This window comes from Variovorax sp. 770b2, assembly GCF_900115685.1.
GTDB lineage: Bacteria > Pseudomonadota > Gammaproteobacteria > Burkholderiales > Burkholderiaceae_C > Variovorax.
On record NZ_FOXJ01000001.1, the window covers coordinates 2,813,683 to 2,829,448 of the forward strand.

The 15,766-nt window shown below is 64.5% G+C and carries 19 protein-coding genes and 1 tRNA gene; 11 read left to right on the plus strand and 9 right to left on the minus strand.

The genetic code is table 11. The features are described from left to right. Positions 1-55: 55 nt before the first annotated feature. The 7 genes from BM133_RS12990 to hemP all read left to right on the plus strand — a co-directional run bounded on the left by BM133_RS12990 (position 56) and on the right by hemP (position 5,848). Positions 56-2,434, plus strand: coding sequence for a catecholate siderophore receptor Fiu (locus BM133_RS12990; protein ID WP_093434220.1), 2,379 nt, complete (start codon positions 56-58; stop codon positions 2,432-2,434). 87 nt (positions 2,435-2,521) lie between these two features. Beyond that, positions 2,522-3,202, plus strand: a complete 681-nt coding sequence (locus tag BM133_RS12995; RefSeq protein ID WP_093434222.1) for a Fe2+-dependent dioxygenase — start codon at positions 2,522-2,524, stop codon at positions 3,200-3,202. Positions 3,203-3,314: 112 nt separating this feature from the next. Continuing rightward, a complete protein-coding gene (locus tag BM133_RS13000; RefSeq protein ID WP_093434223.1) occupies positions 3,315-3,587 on the plus strand; it encodes a (2Fe-2S)-binding protein in 273 nt (90 codons plus the stop codon). A gap of 104 nt (positions 3,588-3,691) precedes the next feature. Then, on the plus strand, positions 3,692-4,387 hold the full coding sequence (locus BM133_RS35700) for an energy transducer TonB (protein ID WP_305728061.1): 696 nt from the start codon (positions 3,692-3,694) through the stop codon (positions 4,385-4,387). A 15-nt stretch (positions 4,388-4,402) separates the two neighbouring features. Further along, complete coding sequence (locus tag BM133_RS13010; RefSeq protein WP_042578501.1) at positions 4,403-5,119, plus strand: MotA/TolQ/ExbB proton channel family protein; 717 nt, start codon at positions 4,403-4,405, stop codon at positions 5,117-5,119. A 5-nt stretch (positions 5,120-5,124) separates the two neighbouring features. Next, a complete protein-coding gene (locus tag BM133_RS13015) occupies positions 5,125-5,538 on the plus strand; it encodes an ExbD/TolR family protein (protein ID WP_093434226.1) in 414 nt (137 codons plus the stop codon). Between the two features lie 97 nt (positions 5,539-5,635). After that, entirely contained in the window at positions 5,636-5,848 is a 213-nt protein-coding gene (gene hemP / locus BM133_RS13020) for a hemin uptake protein HemP (RefSeq protein ID WP_013540500.1), read from the plus strand. A gap of 183 nt (positions 5,849-6,031) precedes the next feature. Here the strand turns inward: hemP and BM133_RS13025 are convergent, their stop codons facing one another. Continuing rightward, entirely contained in the window at positions 6,032-6,439 is a 408-nt protein-coding gene (locus BM133_RS13025; RefSeq protein WP_093434227.1) for a GlcG/HbpS family heme-binding protein, read from the minus strand. A gap of 162 nt (positions 6,440-6,601) precedes the next feature. Here BM133_RS13025 and BM133_RS13030 point away from each other — a divergent pair, with 162 nt between their 5' ends. Next, complete coding sequence (locus BM133_RS13030; RefSeq protein WP_093434229.1) at positions 6,602-7,303, plus strand: Bax inhibitor-1/YccA family protein; 702 nt, start codon at positions 6,602-6,604, stop codon at positions 7,301-7,303. A gap of 49 nt (positions 7,304-7,352) precedes the next feature. Here BM133_RS13030 and rlmD read toward each other — a convergent pair whose 3' ends face one another. From rlmD to surE, 5 genes are read right to left on the minus strand one after another with little or no spacing between them, the layout of a single operon-like run. After that, complete coding sequence (gene rlmD / locus BM133_RS13035; RefSeq protein ID WP_093434230.1) at positions 7,353-8,789, minus strand: 23S rRNA (uracil(1939)-C(5))-methyltransferase RlmD; 1,437 nt, start codon at positions 8,787-8,789, stop codon at positions 7,353-7,355. A gap of 42 nt (positions 8,790-8,831) precedes the next feature. Next, on the minus strand, positions 8,832-9,854 hold the full coding sequence (locus tag BM133_RS13040; RefSeq protein ID WP_093434232.1) for a sigma-70 family RNA polymerase sigma factor: 1,023 nt from the start codon (positions 9,852-9,854) through the stop codon (positions 8,832-8,834). Between the two features lie 4 nt (positions 9,855-9,858). After that, positions 9,859-10,767: a peptidoglycan DD-metalloendopeptidase family protein gene (locus BM133_RS13045; RefSeq protein ID WP_093434234.1), complete on the minus strand. Its 909-nt coding sequence runs from the start codon at positions 10,765-10,767 to the stop codon at positions 9,859-9,861. Positions 10,768-10,778: 11 nt separating this feature from the next. Then, a complete protein-coding gene (locus BM133_RS13050) occupies positions 10,779-11,552 on the minus strand; it encodes a protein-L-isoaspartate(D-aspartate) O-methyltransferase (protein WP_093434235.1) in 774 nt (257 codons plus the stop codon). 1 nt (position 11,553) lies between these two features. Continuing rightward, positions 11,554-12,312, minus strand: coding sequence for a 5'/3'-nucleotidase SurE (surE, locus tag BM133_RS13055; RefSeq protein WP_093434237.1), 759 nt, complete (start codon positions 12,310-12,312; stop codon positions 11,554-11,556). A gap of 127 nt (positions 12,313-12,439) precedes the next feature. On the opposite strand from surE, the gene BM133_RS13060 reads away from it, so the two are divergent. Next, positions 12,440-13,426 (plus strand): NADPH:quinone oxidoreductase family protein, encoded by a 987-nt coding sequence (locus BM133_RS13060; protein ID WP_093434238.1) that lies wholly within the window; start codon positions 12,440-12,442, stop codon positions 13,424-13,426. 81 nt (positions 13,427-13,507) lie between these two features. Here the strand turns inward: BM133_RS13060 and BM133_RS13065 are convergent, their stop codons facing one another. The 3 genes from BM133_RS13065 to BM133_RS13075 form a co-directional block, all read right to left on the minus strand. Then, positions 13,508-13,852 (minus strand): H-NS histone family protein, encoded by a 345-nt coding sequence (locus tag BM133_RS13065; protein ID WP_093434239.1) that lies wholly within the window; start codon positions 13,850-13,852, stop codon positions 13,508-13,510. Positions 13,853-14,130: 278 nt separating this feature from the next. Beyond that, a tRNA-His gene (locus BM133_RS13070) sits at positions 14,131-14,206 on the minus strand. Between the two features lie 76 nt (positions 14,207-14,282). Further along, on the minus strand, positions 14,283-14,915 hold the full coding sequence (locus BM133_RS13075; protein WP_093434240.1) for a YbhB/YbcL family Raf kinase inhibitor-like protein: 633 nt from the start codon (positions 14,913-14,915) through the stop codon (positions 14,283-14,285). A 206-nt stretch (positions 14,916-15,121) separates the two neighbouring features. Here BM133_RS13075 and BM133_RS13080 point away from each other — a divergent pair, with 206 nt between their 5' ends. Both BM133_RS13080 and BM133_RS13085 read left to right on the plus strand, forming a co-directional pair. Further along, positions 15,122-15,370, plus strand: coding sequence for a GlsB/YeaQ/YmgE family stress response membrane protein (locus tag BM133_RS13080; protein ID WP_013540415.1), 249 nt, complete (start codon positions 15,122-15,124; stop codon positions 15,368-15,370). Between the two features lie 49 nt (positions 15,371-15,419). Next, positions 15,420-15,752 carry a hypothetical protein gene (locus tag BM133_RS13085; protein ID WP_093435308.1) on the plus strand — a complete coding sequence of 111 codons (333 nt, stop codon included), beginning with the start codon at positions 15,420-15,422 and terminating at the stop codon, positions 15,750-15,752. Positions 15,753-15,766 lie beyond the last annotated feature (14 nt).

Genomic DNA, 15,766 nt, shown 5'->3' on the forward strand with positions numbered 1-15,766 from the left:
GCACCCGGACATCGCCAGTCGAGTTCTCCCTGCCGCCCCTTTCGGAGATAACTACATGGCCTATATCAAAAGCCGCAAACACGCCGTCGCGCGCGCCGTTCCCCGCCTCTCCGGCGCTGCTGCCGCCACGCTGATGGCCATTGCGGCCCCCGCCGCATTCGCCCAAGCCGGCGCCTCGCTGCCTGAAATCCGCGTGCAGGACACTCCTGCAGCCGACTACAAGGCCGACACCTCGGCCAATCCCAAATTCACCGCGCCGCTGCTGAACACGCCGCAAACCGTCCAGGTGATCAAGGAACAGGTCATCCGCGAACAGGGCGCTACGACGCTGACCGAAGCGCTGCGCAACACGCCCGGCGTGGGCACCTTCTTCCTCGGGGAGAACGGCAACACGAACACCGGCGACGCCGTCTTCATGCGCGGCTTCGACAGTTCGAGCAGCATTTTCGTCGACGGTATTCGCGACCTCGGCTCGATCTCGCGCGACGTGTTCAACATCGAGCAGGTCGAAGTCGTGAAGGGCCCGTCGGGCACCGACGTGGGCCGCACCTCGCCCACCGGCTACATCAACCTCGTCACCAAGAAGCCGAAGCTCGAAGACAGCTTCGTGGGCTCGATCGGTTTCGGCAGCGCCGACTACAAGCGCGGCAGCATCGACTGGAACAAGTCCCTCAGCAGCGACAACGGCATCGGCGCCGCATTCCGCCTGAACGCCGTGGTGGAAGACGCGGGCGTTGTGGGCCGCGACTTCGTCAAGAACAAGCACACGGCCATCGCACCGTCCATCGCGCTTGGCCTGAATTCGCCCACGCGCTTCTACTTCGACTACCTGCACGTGGACCAGGACAACGTCCCCGACGGCGGCGTGCCGACCATCGGCCTGCCCAGCTACTCGAACCCCGATCCGACGGCACTCGGCGCACGTCGCCGCAGCTTCCTGAACTACGCCGCGCCGGTCGATCCCAAGAATTTCTACGGCACGGCCTACGACTTCAACAAGGTGACGGCGGACATGTTCACCGCGCGCGTCGAGCACGACTTCACGCCCGACGTCACGCTGCGCAACACCACGCGCTACGCCAAGACGAAGCAGGACTACATGCTGACGTCGTTCATGCTCGGCGGCCTCACGGCCACCGGTGCGCGGCCAGCGACTGGCACGGCGTTCCTCGATACGCCGGTTCCCGGCCTGCCCTCCACCTGGTCGGTCACACGCAACTCGCCGACCAACAAGAACCAGGAAAACACGATCTTCGTCAACCAGACGAACGTGACCGCCAAGTTCGACACCGGCGGCGTGAGCCACTCGCTCAGCGCGGGCGTCGAACTCATTCGGGAAGAGCAGACGAACCTGGGCTACTTCGCTCCCGGCGCCACGTTCAACGGCAAGGTCGTGCAGAACGGCGCCTGGCCGGCCGCGAACCTCTACGCGCCCAACCCCTATGTCAACGGCTACAGCCGCATCCAGAGCGGCGCCGACAGCAAGGGCGTGACCAACACCGTCGGCCTCTATGCCTTCGACACGGTCAAGCTCAACGAGCAGTGGCAGATCACGGGCGGCCTGCGCTTCGACCACTACAACACCTCGTTCCAGGGCTCGACGCTGTCGACCGCGACGACCAATCCGGGCCTGCCGGTCGGCACGCTCGTGCCTTCGTCGCTCAAGCTCTCGGACAACCTGTTCACCGGCAAGATCGGCGTGGTCTACAAGCCCGCGAAGAACGGCAGCATCTACGCGGCCTATGGCACGTCGGCCCAACCGCCGGGCGGCGCGAACTTCTCGCTGTCGGCCGCCGGCTCGGGCAACAGCGCCGCGCGCACCGACTTCCTGCCGCAGAAGGCCAAGACCTTCGAAGTCGGCACGAAGTGGGACGTGATGAACGACAAGCTGTCGCTGACCGGCGCGATCTATCGCACGGACGTGAGCAACGAAGTGGTGCAGGACCCGACCAACACGGCGGCCTTCTACCAGAGCGGCAAGAAGCGCGTTCAGGGCATCGAGTTGGGCCTGGCGGGCAGCATCACCGAGCGCTGGGGCGTGACGGCCGGGTTCACGACGATGGACACGAAGGTCCAGAACGGCCCGAACGTCACGGCCGACGGCACGAACGTGCTGGTCTACACCCCGAAGAACGCCTTCACGGCCTGGACCACCTACCAGTTTCCGTTCGGCCTGACCATCGGCGGCGGCGCGCGCTACAACGGCAAGCTGCATCGCGGTACCGACGGCGCGGTGGGCACGCCGCTGTACATCGACTCGTATTGGGTGTTCGACGCCATGGCGTCCTACCGCATCAACAAGAACGTCGATGTCCAGCTGAACATCTCCAACCTGTTCGACAAGCAGTACGCAGCAGCCATCAACAAGAGCGGCTACCGCTACACGCCGGGGACGCCCCGTTCGGCAAAGATCACCGCGAACTTCGCGTTCTGATCCTTGCTGCCGGGCTCTCCCGGCACGGTGCGAAACTCGAGCCCCGGCCTCTCGCCGGGGCTTTTCTCTTTGCGGAGTGCCTGAAAAATGATGCTGCATGTGCCCGACGTTCTGAGTCCCGACCAGGTGCGCGAAATGCGCGTGGCGCTGGATGCCACGAACTGGATCGATGGCCGCGAAACCGTGGGCGAACAGGGCGCGCAGGTCAAACGCAATCGGCAATTGCCGGAGTCGTCGCCCGTCGGCCGCGAACTCGCCAACACGGTACTGGCTGCGCTGGCGCGTCATTCGCTTTTCTTTTCAGCAGCGCTGCCCTCGCGCTTCGTCCCGCCGCTCTTCAACCGCTACGAGGGGGGCGAGCACTATGGCGTTCACGTCGACGGTGCGGTCCGCGCGCTGCCAGGAAGCGGTCAGCAACTGCGCACGGACCTGTCATGCACGCTGTTCCTGTGCGACCCGGAGGACTACGACGGCGGGGAACTCGAGGTGATCGATACCTACGGGTCGCACGAGGTCAAGCTGCCGGCTGGCGATCTCATTCTTTATCCGGCGAGCAGCCTGCATCGCGTTCACCCCGTGACGCGCGGGGCGCGTGTTTGCTCGTTCTTCTGGCTTCAGAGCATGGTGCGCAACGACCAGCAACGCAGCATGCTGTTCGAACTCGACCAGAACATCCATAAATTGCGCGCCCGGCTCGGCGAATGCGAAGAGACGGTGGCGCTCACGGGCCACTATCACAACCTTTTGCGGCTCTGGTCGGAGGTGTAGCGGCTTGCCGAAATCCTCGCAAAGCCCAGTAACACCATAGTTATTGCAAATGCGACGGATTCTTATTTATAATGAGGCGACCAACAGCCAGCCAACTGCCGCTTTCACAGCCATGATCGTTTGCGTCTGCCGCCGAGTTTCCGACCGTGAAATCGCACGTCATGTGCGAGCCGGCATGACATTCGACGAAGTCCAATTCGAGCTGGGCGTGGCCACCCAGTGTGGCCAATGTGAAGGTTGTGCGCGCGATATCGTCGCGCAGTGCAGCGCTTCGCACCCGGTCGCCGCACTGAATCGCGAATCGGGTCCGAGGGCGATCCAGCTTGCCAGCTCCATCACGGAAAGCAAGGCATGGAACTCGTCTCGGCACTCGGCGGCAGCCTGATCCTGGTTGCAGGCTCGGTCTGGTGGATTTTTCGCAAGTAACGTCGTAGCGGTTTTGCTGCAATCGGGGCACGTTTTGCCGTCCCCGCACTCGAATGGTTGATCGTGTCTGACCGCTTTGCCCCCCCTCCCTCGGTTTTTGGCCTCTCGCGCAACGTCGTCATTGCGAGCGGTGTTGTCCTGTTTCACGCGGCGGCGCTCTGGGCCTTGCAAAGCGGCCTGCTGCGGCGGGCCGCCGAAGTGGTGATTCCGATTGAAATAATGAGCCAGTTCGTCGAGCCACCGAAGCCCAAGGTGGACCCGCCACCCCCGCCGCCCCCACCGCCGAAGGCGACCAAGTCGCCGCCTCCTCCGCGGCCGCAGGCCATTCGCGAGCCCAAGCCGACACCCGCGCCCTCCGCTCCGATCGGAACCACGGAACCACCGCCACCGCCCGCTCCTCCGGCACCAGAACCCGCCCCTCCGGCACCACCCTCGCCGCCGCCCGCACCACCCGCTGCGCCCAAGGTCGTCGAGATCACCGCCGCGCAAGCGCAGTGGCTGCGTAAACCCGCCCCTCGACGCCCTACCCTGAGCGACCGGCTCGGCGAATACGGCACCGTGGTCATCGCGGTCTATTTCACTCGAAATGGCACCGTGAGACGCACCGAGATCCAGAAATCCAGCGGCTACGACCGGCTGGACAAGGCAGCCCGTGATGCTGTCGCACTGTCCTCACTGACCGTGTCGCAACACCCCAACGCGAGCGAAGACACGCTTTTCATGCTTCCAGCGTCCATTATTTTTGATCAACCCAAGTAACAAGAAGGCACTTCTATGGACTCCCAATTCGGCTTGATGAACGTCTGGAATCAGGGCGATTTCGTCACCAAGGCCGTCGCGGTGCTATTGATCGGCATGTCGCTGGCATCGTGGATCGTGATCGTCGTCAAGGCGCTCGACGTCATCAAGTACAAGCGCCTTGCAAAGCATTCGCAGGACTTCTGGCACAGCGAAGACTTCGCCACCGCGTTGAACAAGCTCGGCAAGGACGACAGCAACCCCTTCCGCGCGCTGGCGCTCGAAGGCCGCGAAGCGGCGGCACACCACCGCAACACCAAGGCTCACCTGCACGATGCGCTCGACGTGAGCGACTGGATCACGCGCGCGCTGCGCAATGGCATCGACGCGTTCACCGCTCGCCTTCAAACCGGCCTCGCCATCCTGGCGTCGGTGGGTTCCACGGCACCTTTCATCGGCCTGTTCGGCACGGTGTGGGGCATCTATCACGCGCTGATGAGCATCGGCTCGGCCGGCCAGGCCACCATCGACAAGGTGGCAGGCCCGATCGGCGAGGCGCTGATCATGACGGCGTTGGGCCTGGCAGTGGCGATTCCCGCCGTGCTCGGCTACAACGCATTGGTTCGCGGCAACAAGTTCGTGCTGACCAAGCTCAACAGCTTTGCCCACGATCTGCACGCCTACTTTGTCACCGGCGCCCGCGTGCAAAGCGGTAGCGGCGATGCCATCGTGGTTCCGCTCAAGAAGGGCTGAGCACCATGGCCTTCGGAACACAAGACGAACCCGATGAGGTGATGAACGAGATCAACATGACGCCGCTGGTCGACGTCATGCTGGTGCTCCTGATCATCTTCATCATCACCGTGCCGGTGATGAAGCACGCGGTCAACATCGACCTTCCTCGCGCCAGCAGCGAGCCCGAGCAGCCCAAGCCGCAGAACATCCTGTTCAGCGTCACGGCCGATGGAAGCTACTACTGGAACGAAACGAAGATCGACGATAGCGAATTGCCCAACCGCCTCGCCGCCGAAGCAGCCAAGGAGCCGCAACCCGAGTTGCATATCCGCGGCGACAAGGCCGTGCGCTATGAGCGTGTGGCCAAGGCCATGTCGGAAGCGCGGGAAGCGGGCGTGCGCAAGATCGGTTTCATCACAGAACCCGACGCGAAGTGATCTGAATTCGAAGCGTGTGAAAAAAATCAATCTTCGCGATTGACTTCTTGTTGAGAATCATTATCATTCACTCATCGCTTCGATACGGGAACTCCAAATGCCAGCCACACCGAACGCCTTCACTGTTCTGAACCATCCTTCGCTCGACCAATCGGGTGGCGGTCATGCGTCGATCCAGGCATCGCGTCCGGTGCCGATGGTCGAAAGCACGGAGCTTCTCAAGGGAAGCAAGACCGTGGGCATCATGCACAACGGTTCGCTCTACCGGCTTCAAGCCACCAAACTCGGCAAGCTGATCCTGACCAAATAAGTCACCCAGCCCGCCCTTCGCGCAAGTTTCATCGTGGGGCGACTCAAGGAGATTCATCTCCGAAGGGTCGTTTTTTGCTAGCCAACGGTTCGCCGACTAGCCAAGCTTTTTTTCACGCTGAACGCTCCAAAGAAAACGCCGACCTCGAAGTCGGCGTTTTGCTTTGTGCAGAGAGAGGAAGACTCAGAGGCCGATCGCAGCGATGCCAGCCTTGGCAATCTGCGCGTCTTCGTTCGATTTCACGCCGCTCACGCCGACCGCGCCGATGACTTGGCCATCCTTCACGATCGGCACGCCGCCTTCGAGCAGGCCCTTGAACGCAGGCGCCGTCAGGAACGCCGTGCGGCCGCCATTGATGATGTCTTCATAGACCTTGCTCTCGCGCCGGCCCAGGGCCGCCGTGTGTGCCTTAGCGGGGGCGATGTGCGAGGACACGGCCGCAGCGCCGTCAAGGCGTTGAAGCCAGAGCAGGTTGCCGGCATCGTCCGAGATCGCGATGGTCACGGCCCAGTTGTTCTTGAGGGCCTCGGCTTCGGCCGCTGCGGCGATGACCTTGACGTCGGCGAGTTCGAGGAATGATTTGGTCTTCATGTTGAGCTCAGGTTGCGTAAAAACCCGACAGCATAACGGCCACTCGCCTCGAAACGCCCGGGCCGCTTAAGAACAACCCCGATACGGTCTTTCAGGAGCCCTCCTCTTGCAGACACCTAGAATGCGCCCAACTGCGTAGCAGCAACCACAGGAGCTTCGGCCATGAACGACCGCGTCACCACCCTCGACACTTCCACTGGCTACGGCCAGACGTTGCCGCAGGCGGAGCGCCAACGCGTCCTGCGCAACACCTACTGGCTGTTGGCACTGAGCATGCTGCCCACCGTGCTGGGCGCCTGGCTCGGCGTGAGCACCGGCCTCACGCGCTCGCTCACCGGCGGACTCGGCCTGATCGTCTTCCTCGGCGGCGCATTCGGTTTCATGTTCGCCATCGAGAAGACCAAGAACTCGGCTGCCGGCGTACCGGTGCTGCTGGCCTTCACCTTCTTCATGGGCCTCATGCTCTCGCGCCTGATCGCGATGGTGCTCGGCTTCAAGAACGGCTCCGAACTCGTCATGACGGCCTTCGGTGGCACGGCCGGCGTGTTCTTCGTGATGGCCTCTCTGGCCACCTTCATCAAGCGAGACCTGTCGGGCATGGGCAAGTTCCTGTTCGTCGGCGCGATGGTGCTGATGTTCGGCGCGATCATCAACGTGTTCGTCGGCTCGACCACGGGCATGCTGGTCATCTCGGTGGCGGCCATCGGCATCTTCTCGGCCTACATGCTCTATGACCTCAAGCAGATCATGGACGGCGGCGAAACCAACTACATCACCGCCACGCTGGCCCTGTACCTGGACCTGTTCAATGTGTTCCAGAGCCTGCTGGCGCTCTTGGGCATCTTCGGCGGCGAACGCGACTGAGCGAGCGAAAACAGCGCTCGAAAACAAAGGGGCCCCGAGGGGCCCTTTTTCATTCCAGGTCGAAGACGGCGATCGACTCGACGTGCGCCGTGTGCGGGAACATGTTGACCACTCCCGCGAACGTGCATCGGTACCCCGCCTGATGCACCAGCAGACCTGCATCGCGCGCCAGCGTCGACGGGTTGCAACTCACGTAGACGATGCGCTTGGGCTGCGTCCAGCCGTCGGTGCGCAGTTCAGGTTGCTGATGAAGATCAGCCATCGCCTTGGCCAGCGCGAAAGCGCCTTCGCGCGGCGGATCGACCAGCCACTTGTCGGCACTGCCATCGGCCACCAGCATGGCCGGCGTCATCTCGAACAGATTGCGTGCCACGAATTGCGTCGCCGAAAGCGCTCGACGCGCACTCGTCGCAGGCTGGTTCTTCTTGAAGTTGTCGGTCGCGCGCGCCACCAGCGTGTCGCTGCCTTCGATGCCCAGCACCTCGCGCGCCCGGCTCGCCAGCGGCAGGGTGAAATTGCCCAGCCCGCAGAACCAGTCGATGACACGCTCGTCGGACTGCACGTCGAGCAGGCGAAGCGCCTTGCCCACCAGCGCGCGGTTGATGTGCGGATTGACCTGCGTGAAGTCGGTCGGCTTGAACGGCATCGTCACGCCGAATTCGGGCAGGCGGTACGCCAGCGGCGTGCCGCCTTCTTCCAGCAGCTTCACCGTCTCCGGCCCCTTGGCCTGCAGCCACCATTGCACGCCTTCGTTCTTTGCAGCAAACGCCTTCAGCCGGTCGATATCGGCGCCCGACAGGGGCTGCAGATGCCGCAGCACCAAGGCAATGGCACCGAGCGCCGTGGAGCCCGGCGCGTCGCCGCAGGCCAGTTCGATCTGCGGGCAGGTCTCGCGGGCGTCCATCGAGCCGATCAACGCGCGCAGGGGCATCAGCATGTCGCTGACCTGCCTGGGCAGCACGGGGCACACCTGCATGTCGGCCAGGTAGCGGCTCTTGCGCTCGTGAAAGCCGATCAGCACCGTGCCCTTCTTGACCACATGGCGCACCGACAGGCGCGCGCGGTAGCGGTAGTGCCATGCCGGCCCTTCGAGCGGGCGCAGCACGTTGTCGGGGCGCACCTTGCCCAGGTGCCACAGGTTGTCCTCCATCGCGCGCTGCTTCACGGCCACTTGCGCGGCGGCGTCCAGGTGCTGCATCTTGCAGCCGCCGCACGCGCCGGTGTGCAGGCCGAAATGCGGGCAGCCCGGGCGCACCCGCTGCGACGATTCGCGCCGGATGGTGGTGACCGTGCCCTGCTCCCAGTTGTTCTTGCGGCGATGGACGTTGAACTGCACTTCCTCGAAAGGCAATGCGCCTTCGATGAACACGACCATGCCGTCGGCCTTGTGGGAAACGCCCTGCGCGTCGAGGTCGAGCGACTCGACCTTCAGCCATTCTTCGCCGGGATTCGTGGGGACTTTCTTTTCTTCGATGGATTCCGTCATCCCCCGATTGTCTCAGTGCGGCCGCCCCGCTTTTTCGCCCCGCTAGAACAGCGCGTCCCGCCCGATGCCAGAGCGGGCCAGCTGCCGCCGCATCTTGGCGAGCGCCTCGTTCTGGATCTGCCTGACGCGCTCCCGCGTGAGGCCCAGGCGCACGCTCAGCACCTCGAGCGTCTCAGGCTCGCGGTCATGCAGGCCGTAGCGGCCTTCCAGCACCTCGCGCTCGCGCGCATCGAGCGCGTGGACCCACTGGTCGAGCAGGCGCTCCACCTCGTGCGCCTGCGTCACGCCGCTCGGATTGCCCTGCTCGTCGTCGGACGCCACCGTGTCGGCGAGCGTGAAGCCCTCGTCCCCGCGTGCATCGCCGGCATCGAGCGAGCGCGGCGCTTCGGAAAGCGCCAGCAGGTCGGCCACCTCCTGCACGTCGCGGCCGAGCAGCGCGGCGATGTCTTCCACGCGCACGCCGTCGGGACGGCGCGCAACAAACTCCGCATCCCCTTCGAGCGTGCGACGGGCCCGCAGCACCTGCTGCAGTTCGCGCACCACGTGCACCGGCAGGCGAATGGCGCGCGCCTGCGTCATGACCGCGCGTTCGACCGACTGGCGGATCCACCAGGTTGCATACGTGGAGAAACGAAAGCCGCGCTCGGGCTCGAACTTGGTGATGGCATGCATCAGCCCGAGATTGCCCTCTTCGATGAGATCCGACAGCGGCACGCCTCGGCCCAGGTAGCCTTTGGCGATGTTGACCACGAGCCGGAGGTTGTGCTCGATCATCGATTGCCGAGCCGCGAAATCGCCGGACCGCGCGGCGCACGCCGTCTGGAATTCCTCGTCGGGGGTGAACAGTTCGGTGCGCCGGACCTGACGCAGGTAGATGGTCAGCGCGTCTGCGCCTTCGCCGCCGATCAGATCGGCCATGGGGCCGCGCGGCAGCGCCGCGTTGAGCGCTAGGGGGTCGGCGGGGACCGCCTCGTCGGGCGAGATGTCCTTGTCGCCAGCAGACCGGCCGCCTCGGCCCGCCAGCCCGCGCACGGGCAGCGTGCGACGGGGGCGGGAGGCAGCCATGGCATCACCGGCCGGGCAGGTAGCGCGACGGGTCGACGGGCTTGCCCTGGCGGCGGATCTCGAAATGCAGCTTCACGCGATCGGCGTCGCTGTTGCCCATTTCGGCGATCTTCTGGCCCTTCTGAACCGACTGGTCTTCCTTCACGAGCAGCGTCTGGTTGTGCGCATACGCCGTGAGGTAGGTGTTGTTGTGCTTCAGGATGATCAGGTTGCCGTAGCCGCGCAGGCCTGCGCCGGCATACACCACGCGCCCGTCGGCCGCGGCCAGCACGGGGTCGCCCGCCTTGCCGCTGATGTCGTAGCCCTTGTTCTTGGCTTCGTCGAAGCCGGCGATCAGCGAGCCGCTCGCGGGCCAGATCCAGCCGAGATCTTCGTCGCCCGAGCTCCCGCTGCCGGGACTTGCGGGAGACGCCGTGACGGGCGCCGCCGGCTTGACCGGTGCGCTCGCACCGCTCGCCGGAACCGGCGCCACCACCGAAGGCGGCGTCACCGGCTTGGCGACTGCGCCTTCCGAACCCGAAGCTGCGGGAGCGATTGCAACGGCCGTGCCCGAACCCGATGGCGGGATCACGCGCAGCACCTGGCCCACTTCGATCAGGTCGGGGTTGTCCAGGTTGTTCCAGCGGGCGATGTCCTGCCAGCGCTGTCCGGTCTCGCTGCCGATGCGGCGGATGGTGTCGCCGGGGCGCACCGCGTAGTAGCCCGGCTTGCCGTAGTTCTCGATGCCCGCAAGCGGCTTGCCGTTGGCATCGACGGTGATGGGAGAACCACCTGGCGTGGCACCAGGCGCCCGCGTCATGGTGCCGCGGTCCTCGACGGGCGCCGGCCCGCGCGGTGCGGAGCAGCCCGCGATCACGAGCACAACGGCCAACGTGATGCCCGCGAACAAACTCCGATTGCCAAAACCCTGCATTTGTTATTCCTTCAAGCGATGCCCGATTTTAGGGGGACAAAGTGAACCGCCTCAAGAATGAGGCGCTCCAGTCCACGGGCGGTCTTGTCGATGACGACGAGGGCCTGTCCGCCCCTGGCCGAATGGGTCGGCGCGACGATGCGTCCGCCGACCGCGAGTTGTTCGATCCAGGCCTCTGGAACGGCTTCGCCGCCGGCGGCCGCGATGATGCCTGCGTAGGGCGCGCCCTTGGCATAGCCGACCATTCCGTCGCCCAGCATCAAGTGCACCGTGGCCAGCCGGAAGTGCCGCAGATTGGCCCGCGCACGCTCGTGCAGGCCGCGCAGGCGCTCGATGCTGTAGACCTCGGTCGCCACGTGGTTCAGCACTGCGGCCTGGTAGCCGCAGCCGGTGCCGATCTCCAGCACGCGGCCCAGGCGCTCCTGCGGCTTGCCGGCCAATGCGGGCGCTGCGAGCAGCAGTTCGATCATGCGGGCCACGACGCTGGGCTTGGAGATGGTCTGCCCGAGGCCGATCGGCAGGCTCGTGTCTTCGTACGCCTGGTTGACCAGCGCACTGTCGACGAAACGATGCCGCTCGACGGCCCCCATCGCACGCAGCACGCGCGGATCGGAGACGCCCTGCGCCGCGAGCTTTTGCACCATGCGGTTGCGCACGGCATCGGAAGCCATCGAGGGCGTGGACGGAACCATGGGCTTGGCCGGCACGGCGGGCAAGCGCCCGCGCGTGGCGGCCGAAGCGGTGGGTGTCAGTCGAACCGGAAAACTGGGCCGTTGCGTGGCCATGTCAATTGCCGAGACGGGCCACCGTCTCGCGCCATTGGCCCAGGTTGGCGTGGTCGGTCAGGTCGATCTGCAGCGGCGTGAGCGCGATGTGGCCGGCAGCGGTGGCGTGGAAGTCGGTGCCCTCGCCGCTGTCCTTGGCGCCGCCGGCGCCGGCGATCCAGTACATCGTCTCGCCGCGCGGACTGTCCTGCGTGATCACTTTCTCCGCCGCATGGCGGCGGCCGAGCCGGCAGACCTTCACCGGCTTCAGCTCGTCGAAGGGGCGGTTCGGCACGTTCACATTGAGCAGGAAGGCGGGGCCGCCGAACATCTTCTCGCGCTCGATCTGCTGCACCAGTCGCCGTGCCACCTGCGCGGCCGCATCCACGTGGGCCCAGCCCTTTTCGATCTGCGAGAAAGCAATGGCCGGGATGCCGAAGAGGTAAGCCTCCATGGCCGCGCCGACGGTGCCTGAATAGATGGTGTCGTCGCCCATGTTGGCGCCGTTGTTGATGCCCGAGACCACAAGGTCGGGCCGGTAGTCCAGCAGGCCCTTGAGCGCGATGTGCACGCAATCGGCCGGCGTGCCCGTCACATAGCGGAAACCGTTGTGCGCCTTGTGCACGTAGAGCGGGGCGGCCAGGGTCAGTGCGTTCGACTTGGCGCTGTTGTTGTGTTCGGGTGCGACCACCTCGACTTCGGCAATGTCCTTGAGCGCGTCGTGCAGTGCGACGATGCCCGGCGCCTGGAAGCCATCGTCATTGGAAATAAGTATCTTCATGGTGCTTTTCGATGCACCGGATTGTAGGCGTCGGGTGCGTCGCAGCAGGGACAAGGGCGCCCCGCCGCGACACCTATCATGCCCGCAGTCATTGCCTCAACATTACCCATCCGAAGGAGACCCGAGCATGCACGCATGGCTTTGCGAAAACCCCGTTGGCGTCGACGCACTCACCTGGAAAGAACTGCCGACACCCACGCCGGGCCCGGGGCAGGTGCTGATCGAGATCAAGGCGGCGAGCCTGAATTTCCCCGACCTGCTGATCGTGCAGAACAAGTACCAGATGAAGCCGCCCCTGCCCTTCGTTCCCGGCTCGGAATACGCGGGCGTCATCCAGGCCGTCGGCGAAGGCGTGACGCACCTGAAGGTGGGCCAGAACGTGGCGTGCCTCTCGGGCACCGGTGGCTTCGGAACGCACACGCTGGCCCCCGCGGCGCTGTGCATGCCGCTGCCCGAGGGCTTCGGCCATGTCGACGCGGCCGCGTTCATCATGATCTACGCCACCTCGTGGCACGCGCTGATGGACCGCGCGCAGCTCAAGGCCGGCGAAACCGTGCTGGTGCTGGGCGCAGCTGGCGGCGTGGGAACCGCAGCCATCCAGATTGCAAAAGCCGCCGGAGCGAAGGTGATTGCAGCCGCCTCCACCGACGAGAAATGCGAACTCTGCCGTTCCATTGGCGCCGACGCCACGATCAACTACACGACGCACGCATTGCCCAACGGCTTTCGCGATGCCGTGAAGGCCGCAACCGACGGCAAGGGCCCGGATGTCATTTACGACCCCGTGGGTGGCGATTTTGCAGAGCCCGCTTTTCGTTCCATTGGCTGGCGCGGCCGCTATTTGGTGGTGGGTTTTGCGTCGGGTCCCATTCCATCGCTGCCATTGAATCTGACCCTGTTGAAAGGCGCTTCGCTCGTGGGTGTGTTCTGGGGCGATTTCGCCAGGCGCGAACCCAAGGCCAATGCGCAGATGATGGCCGAATTGGCGCAGTGGTACGGCCAGGGAAAGATCAAGCCGGTGATCGACAGCACGATGCCGATGGCCGAATTGAAGGCCGCCTATGCGCACATGGGCTCGCGCGGCGTCAAAGGAAAACTCGTGATGGTGAACTGAGCGAGGCGCGCTTCGGCGCCCAATAAAAAAGCCCGCATGCGCGGGCTTTTTTATTGATAAAAGTTCGGCGATTCGCAGCGCTTACTTGATCTCGTAATCGGAAAGCGACTTGCCGGCAGCCAATGCTTCGGTGACCCAGCGCGGCTTGCGGCCACGGCCACCCGACCAGGTTTCGCCCGTCGGGCCACGGTATTTGGCGGCTGCCTTGGGTGCTGCAGCACCTGCGGCGCGCTTGGCAGCCGGACCGCGGCCGCCCAGTTTCAGGTCGGAAGCGGTCAAACCGAATTCCGCAATCTTCTTGCGCAACTCCTCGATCACGCCCGAGCGTTCCTGGTTGCGCAGGTCTTCGGCCTGCTTGCGCAATTGCGCAATCTGCTCGTCGTGCTTCTTGATCTGGGAATTGATATCGGCGAGTGTCGAAGCCATTGTTGGACTCCTGAAAATTGAAAACGGGTGGATTTTAATTCAATTTGCATTTGCCACAAGTGCATCGGCTGCAGAAAAAATGGATGCCCAATGGATCAATGCAACAGCGCGCAACGCAAAACGCATCGCTTTGGCGGTGTATATCGAGGGAGAACAGGGGAGGAAAGTCAGCGGACAACTGCTTGCAGCGAGCAGTGCGCCGGAAATGACAACGCCGGGTAAACCCGGCGTTGGAATCCCTGAATGCTATTGCGCAATAGCGGCAGGGAGATATTTTTTGGGGTGGCTGATGGGACTCGAACCCACGACGACCAGAATCACAATCTGGGACTCTACCAGCTGAGCTACAGCCACCGCAGAGCCCGCAATTGTAGCGTCAAAAATCGCCCTTTCGGCTTCAACAGGCTGCGACGTGGTTTGAAATTCACATTCAGCCTGCCGCCAGAGGGCCAGAAGCCCCGACGTTCTCCTCTGTCTTGATCGAGCCATCGGATCGCTCGCACGTGCCGATCAGAAGACCGCTGGCCACGGCGTGGTCGCGCAATTCGCCGAATACCTCGTCGCGACCCGGCTCTTCGGAAAACACGGGAACACTGTCGAGCGCGAACAGCTGGAAGGCGTAGCGATGCACGCCGTGGCCGGGCGGCGGGTCCGGCGGCAGCCAGGTCGCCTGCAGGCTGGAATTGCGCCCGACGTGCAAGCCGGCGCCCTCCTGGTCGCCGCTGGGAATGGCGGCCTCCACCAACCTGTCGTCTTCGGGCCCCAGGCCCACCACGATGGCATGCACCAGCGGATTCGGCGTGGGCGAGTCGGCATCTTCGACGATCAGCACCAGCGATGCGACGCCCGAAGGCAGCCCCGTCCATTGCAAGGGCGGCGAGACACCCTCTCCATCGGCCGTGTAGCGCGGCGGCATCGGTGCATGGTCGGCGAAGGCCACGCTGGTGAGCGCCACCGACGCCATGCCTTCGCGCAGGCCGAGCGTGTTGAAGACGATGTTGTCCAGGCCGGCGCGCACGCCGTGCAATGCGCGGCCGACGGCTTCGGGTAGTTTTTCAAGCATGCATCCGGTATAGCCCCGCATGCCACCCCGCGCTGTAGGACGCCGCAGCGCCCTCGCCGCCGCCGTTGCGGCAAAAATCCTCGTTCGTCCGCACCGATGCGAACAGCCGGTGCGACCGCTCACATGGCTCCGCTATCATCGACGCGGCCCGCGCAGACGGGCGCGGCTTTTCGCCACTTCCACTTCACCACCAAAGGAATTTCTTCATGAGCATCGTCTGGACTATTCTGATCGGGTTCGTCGTGGGTCTGGTGGCACGCGCCGTCAAGCCGGGAGACGATTCCGCCGGCTTCATCGTCACCACGCTGATCGGCATTGCAGGTTCGCTGATCGTCACCTACGTCGGCCAGGCCATGGGCTGGTACACCGCGGGCCAGGGCGCCGGTTTCATCGCCTCCGTGCTGGGCGCGATCGTGCTGCTGATCCTCTACGGCCTGATCAAGCGCAAGAGCTGATACCCGCGCGGCCTTGCCGAAGCCGCGCAGCGGCCAGGCCGCGAACCCCATGCCCCGCAAGCCACGCGCCAAGCACCACGTCTATGTGGTCGAACTCGACGATCGCGTGTGGAACAGCAGCCGCTTCAGGCGCGCCAACCCCGACTACCAGCTCGGCAAGCCCTTCGTCTATGTGGGCATGACCGGGCTGGACCCCGACATCCGCTTCGACAAGCACAAGGCCGGCATCCAGGCCAACAGCTTCGTGCAGGCGTTCGGCTTGCGCCTGCTGCCGGCGCTCTACGAGCGCTACAACCCGATGCCCTATGACGATGCGCGCCTGATGGAGGTCGACCTCGGCATCGCATTGCGCAAGGCCGGCTACGGCGTCTGGCAGGCCTGACGCGGCGCAGTGCG

What these genes read in the sequence shown, in the direction of transcription:
- BM133_RS12990 (WP_093434220.1), top strand. Translation starts at nt 56, where the DNA reads ATGGCCTATATCAAAAGCCGCAAACACGCCGTCGCGCGCGCCGTTCCC.
- BM133_RS12995 (WP_093434222.1), top strand. Translation starts at nt 2,522, where the DNA reads ATGATGCTGCATGTGCCCGACGTTCTGAGTCCCGACCAGGTGCGCGAA.
- BM133_RS13000 (WP_093434223.1), top strand. Translation starts at nt 3,315, where the DNA reads ATGATCGTTTGCGTCTGCCGCCGAGTTTCCGACCGTGAAATCGCACGT.
- BM133_RS13010 (WP_042578501.1), top strand. Translation starts at nt 4,403, where the DNA reads ATGGACTCCCAATTCGGCTTGATGAACGTCTGGAATCAGGGCGATTTC.
- BM133_RS13015 (WP_093434226.1), top strand. Translation starts at nt 5,125, where the DNA reads ATGGCCTTCGGAACACAAGACGAACCCGATGAGGTGATGAACGAGATC.
- hemP (WP_013540500.1), top strand. Translation starts at nt 5,636, where the DNA reads ATGCCAGCCACACCGAACGCCTTCACTGTTCTGAACCATCCTTCGCTC.
- BM133_RS13025 (WP_093434227.1), bottom strand. Translation starts at nt 6,439, where the DNA reads ATGAAGACCAAATCATTCCTCGAACTCGCCGACGTCAAGGTCATCGCC.
- BM133_RS13030 (WP_093434229.1), top strand. Translation starts at nt 6,602, where the DNA reads ATGAACGACCGCGTCACCACCCTCGACACTTCCACTGGCTACGGCCAG.
- rlmD (WP_093434230.1), bottom strand. Translation starts at nt 8,789, where the DNA reads ATGACGGAATCCATCGAAGAAAAGAAAGTCCCCACGAATCCCGGCGAA.
- BM133_RS13040 (WP_093434232.1), bottom strand. Translation starts at nt 9,854, where the DNA reads ATGGCTGCCTCCCGCCCCCGTCGCACGCTGCCCGTGCGCGGGCTGGCG.
- BM133_RS13045 (WP_093434234.1), bottom strand. Translation starts at nt 10,767, where the DNA reads ATGCAGGGTTTTGGCAATCGGAGTTTGTTCGCGGGCATCACGTTGGCC.
- BM133_RS13050 (WP_093434235.1), bottom strand. Translation starts at nt 11,552, where the DNA reads ATGGCCACGCAACGGCCCAGTTTTCCGGTTCGACTGACACCCACCGCT.
- surE (WP_093434237.1), bottom strand. Translation starts at nt 12,312, where the DNA reads ATGAAGATACTTATTTCCAATGACGATGGCTTCCAGGCGCCGGGCATC.
- BM133_RS13060 (WP_093434238.1), top strand. Translation starts at nt 12,440, where the DNA reads ATGCACGCATGGCTTTGCGAAAACCCCGTTGGCGTCGACGCACTCACC.
- BM133_RS13065 (WP_093434239.1), bottom strand. Translation starts at nt 13,852, where the DNA reads ATGGCTTCGACACTCGCCGATATCAATTCCCAGATCAAGAAGCACGAC.
- BM133_RS13075 (WP_093434240.1), bottom strand. Translation starts at nt 14,915, where the DNA reads ATGCTTGAAAAACTACCCGAAGCCGTCGGCCGCGCATTGCACGGCGTG.
- BM133_RS13080 (WP_013540415.1), top strand. Translation starts at nt 15,122, where the DNA reads ATGAGCATCGTCTGGACTATTCTGATCGGGTTCGTCGTGGGTCTGGTG.
- BM133_RS13085 (WP_093435308.1), top strand. Translation starts at nt 15,420, where the DNA reads ATGCCCCGCAAGCCACGCGCCAAGCACCACGTCTATGTGGTCGAACTC.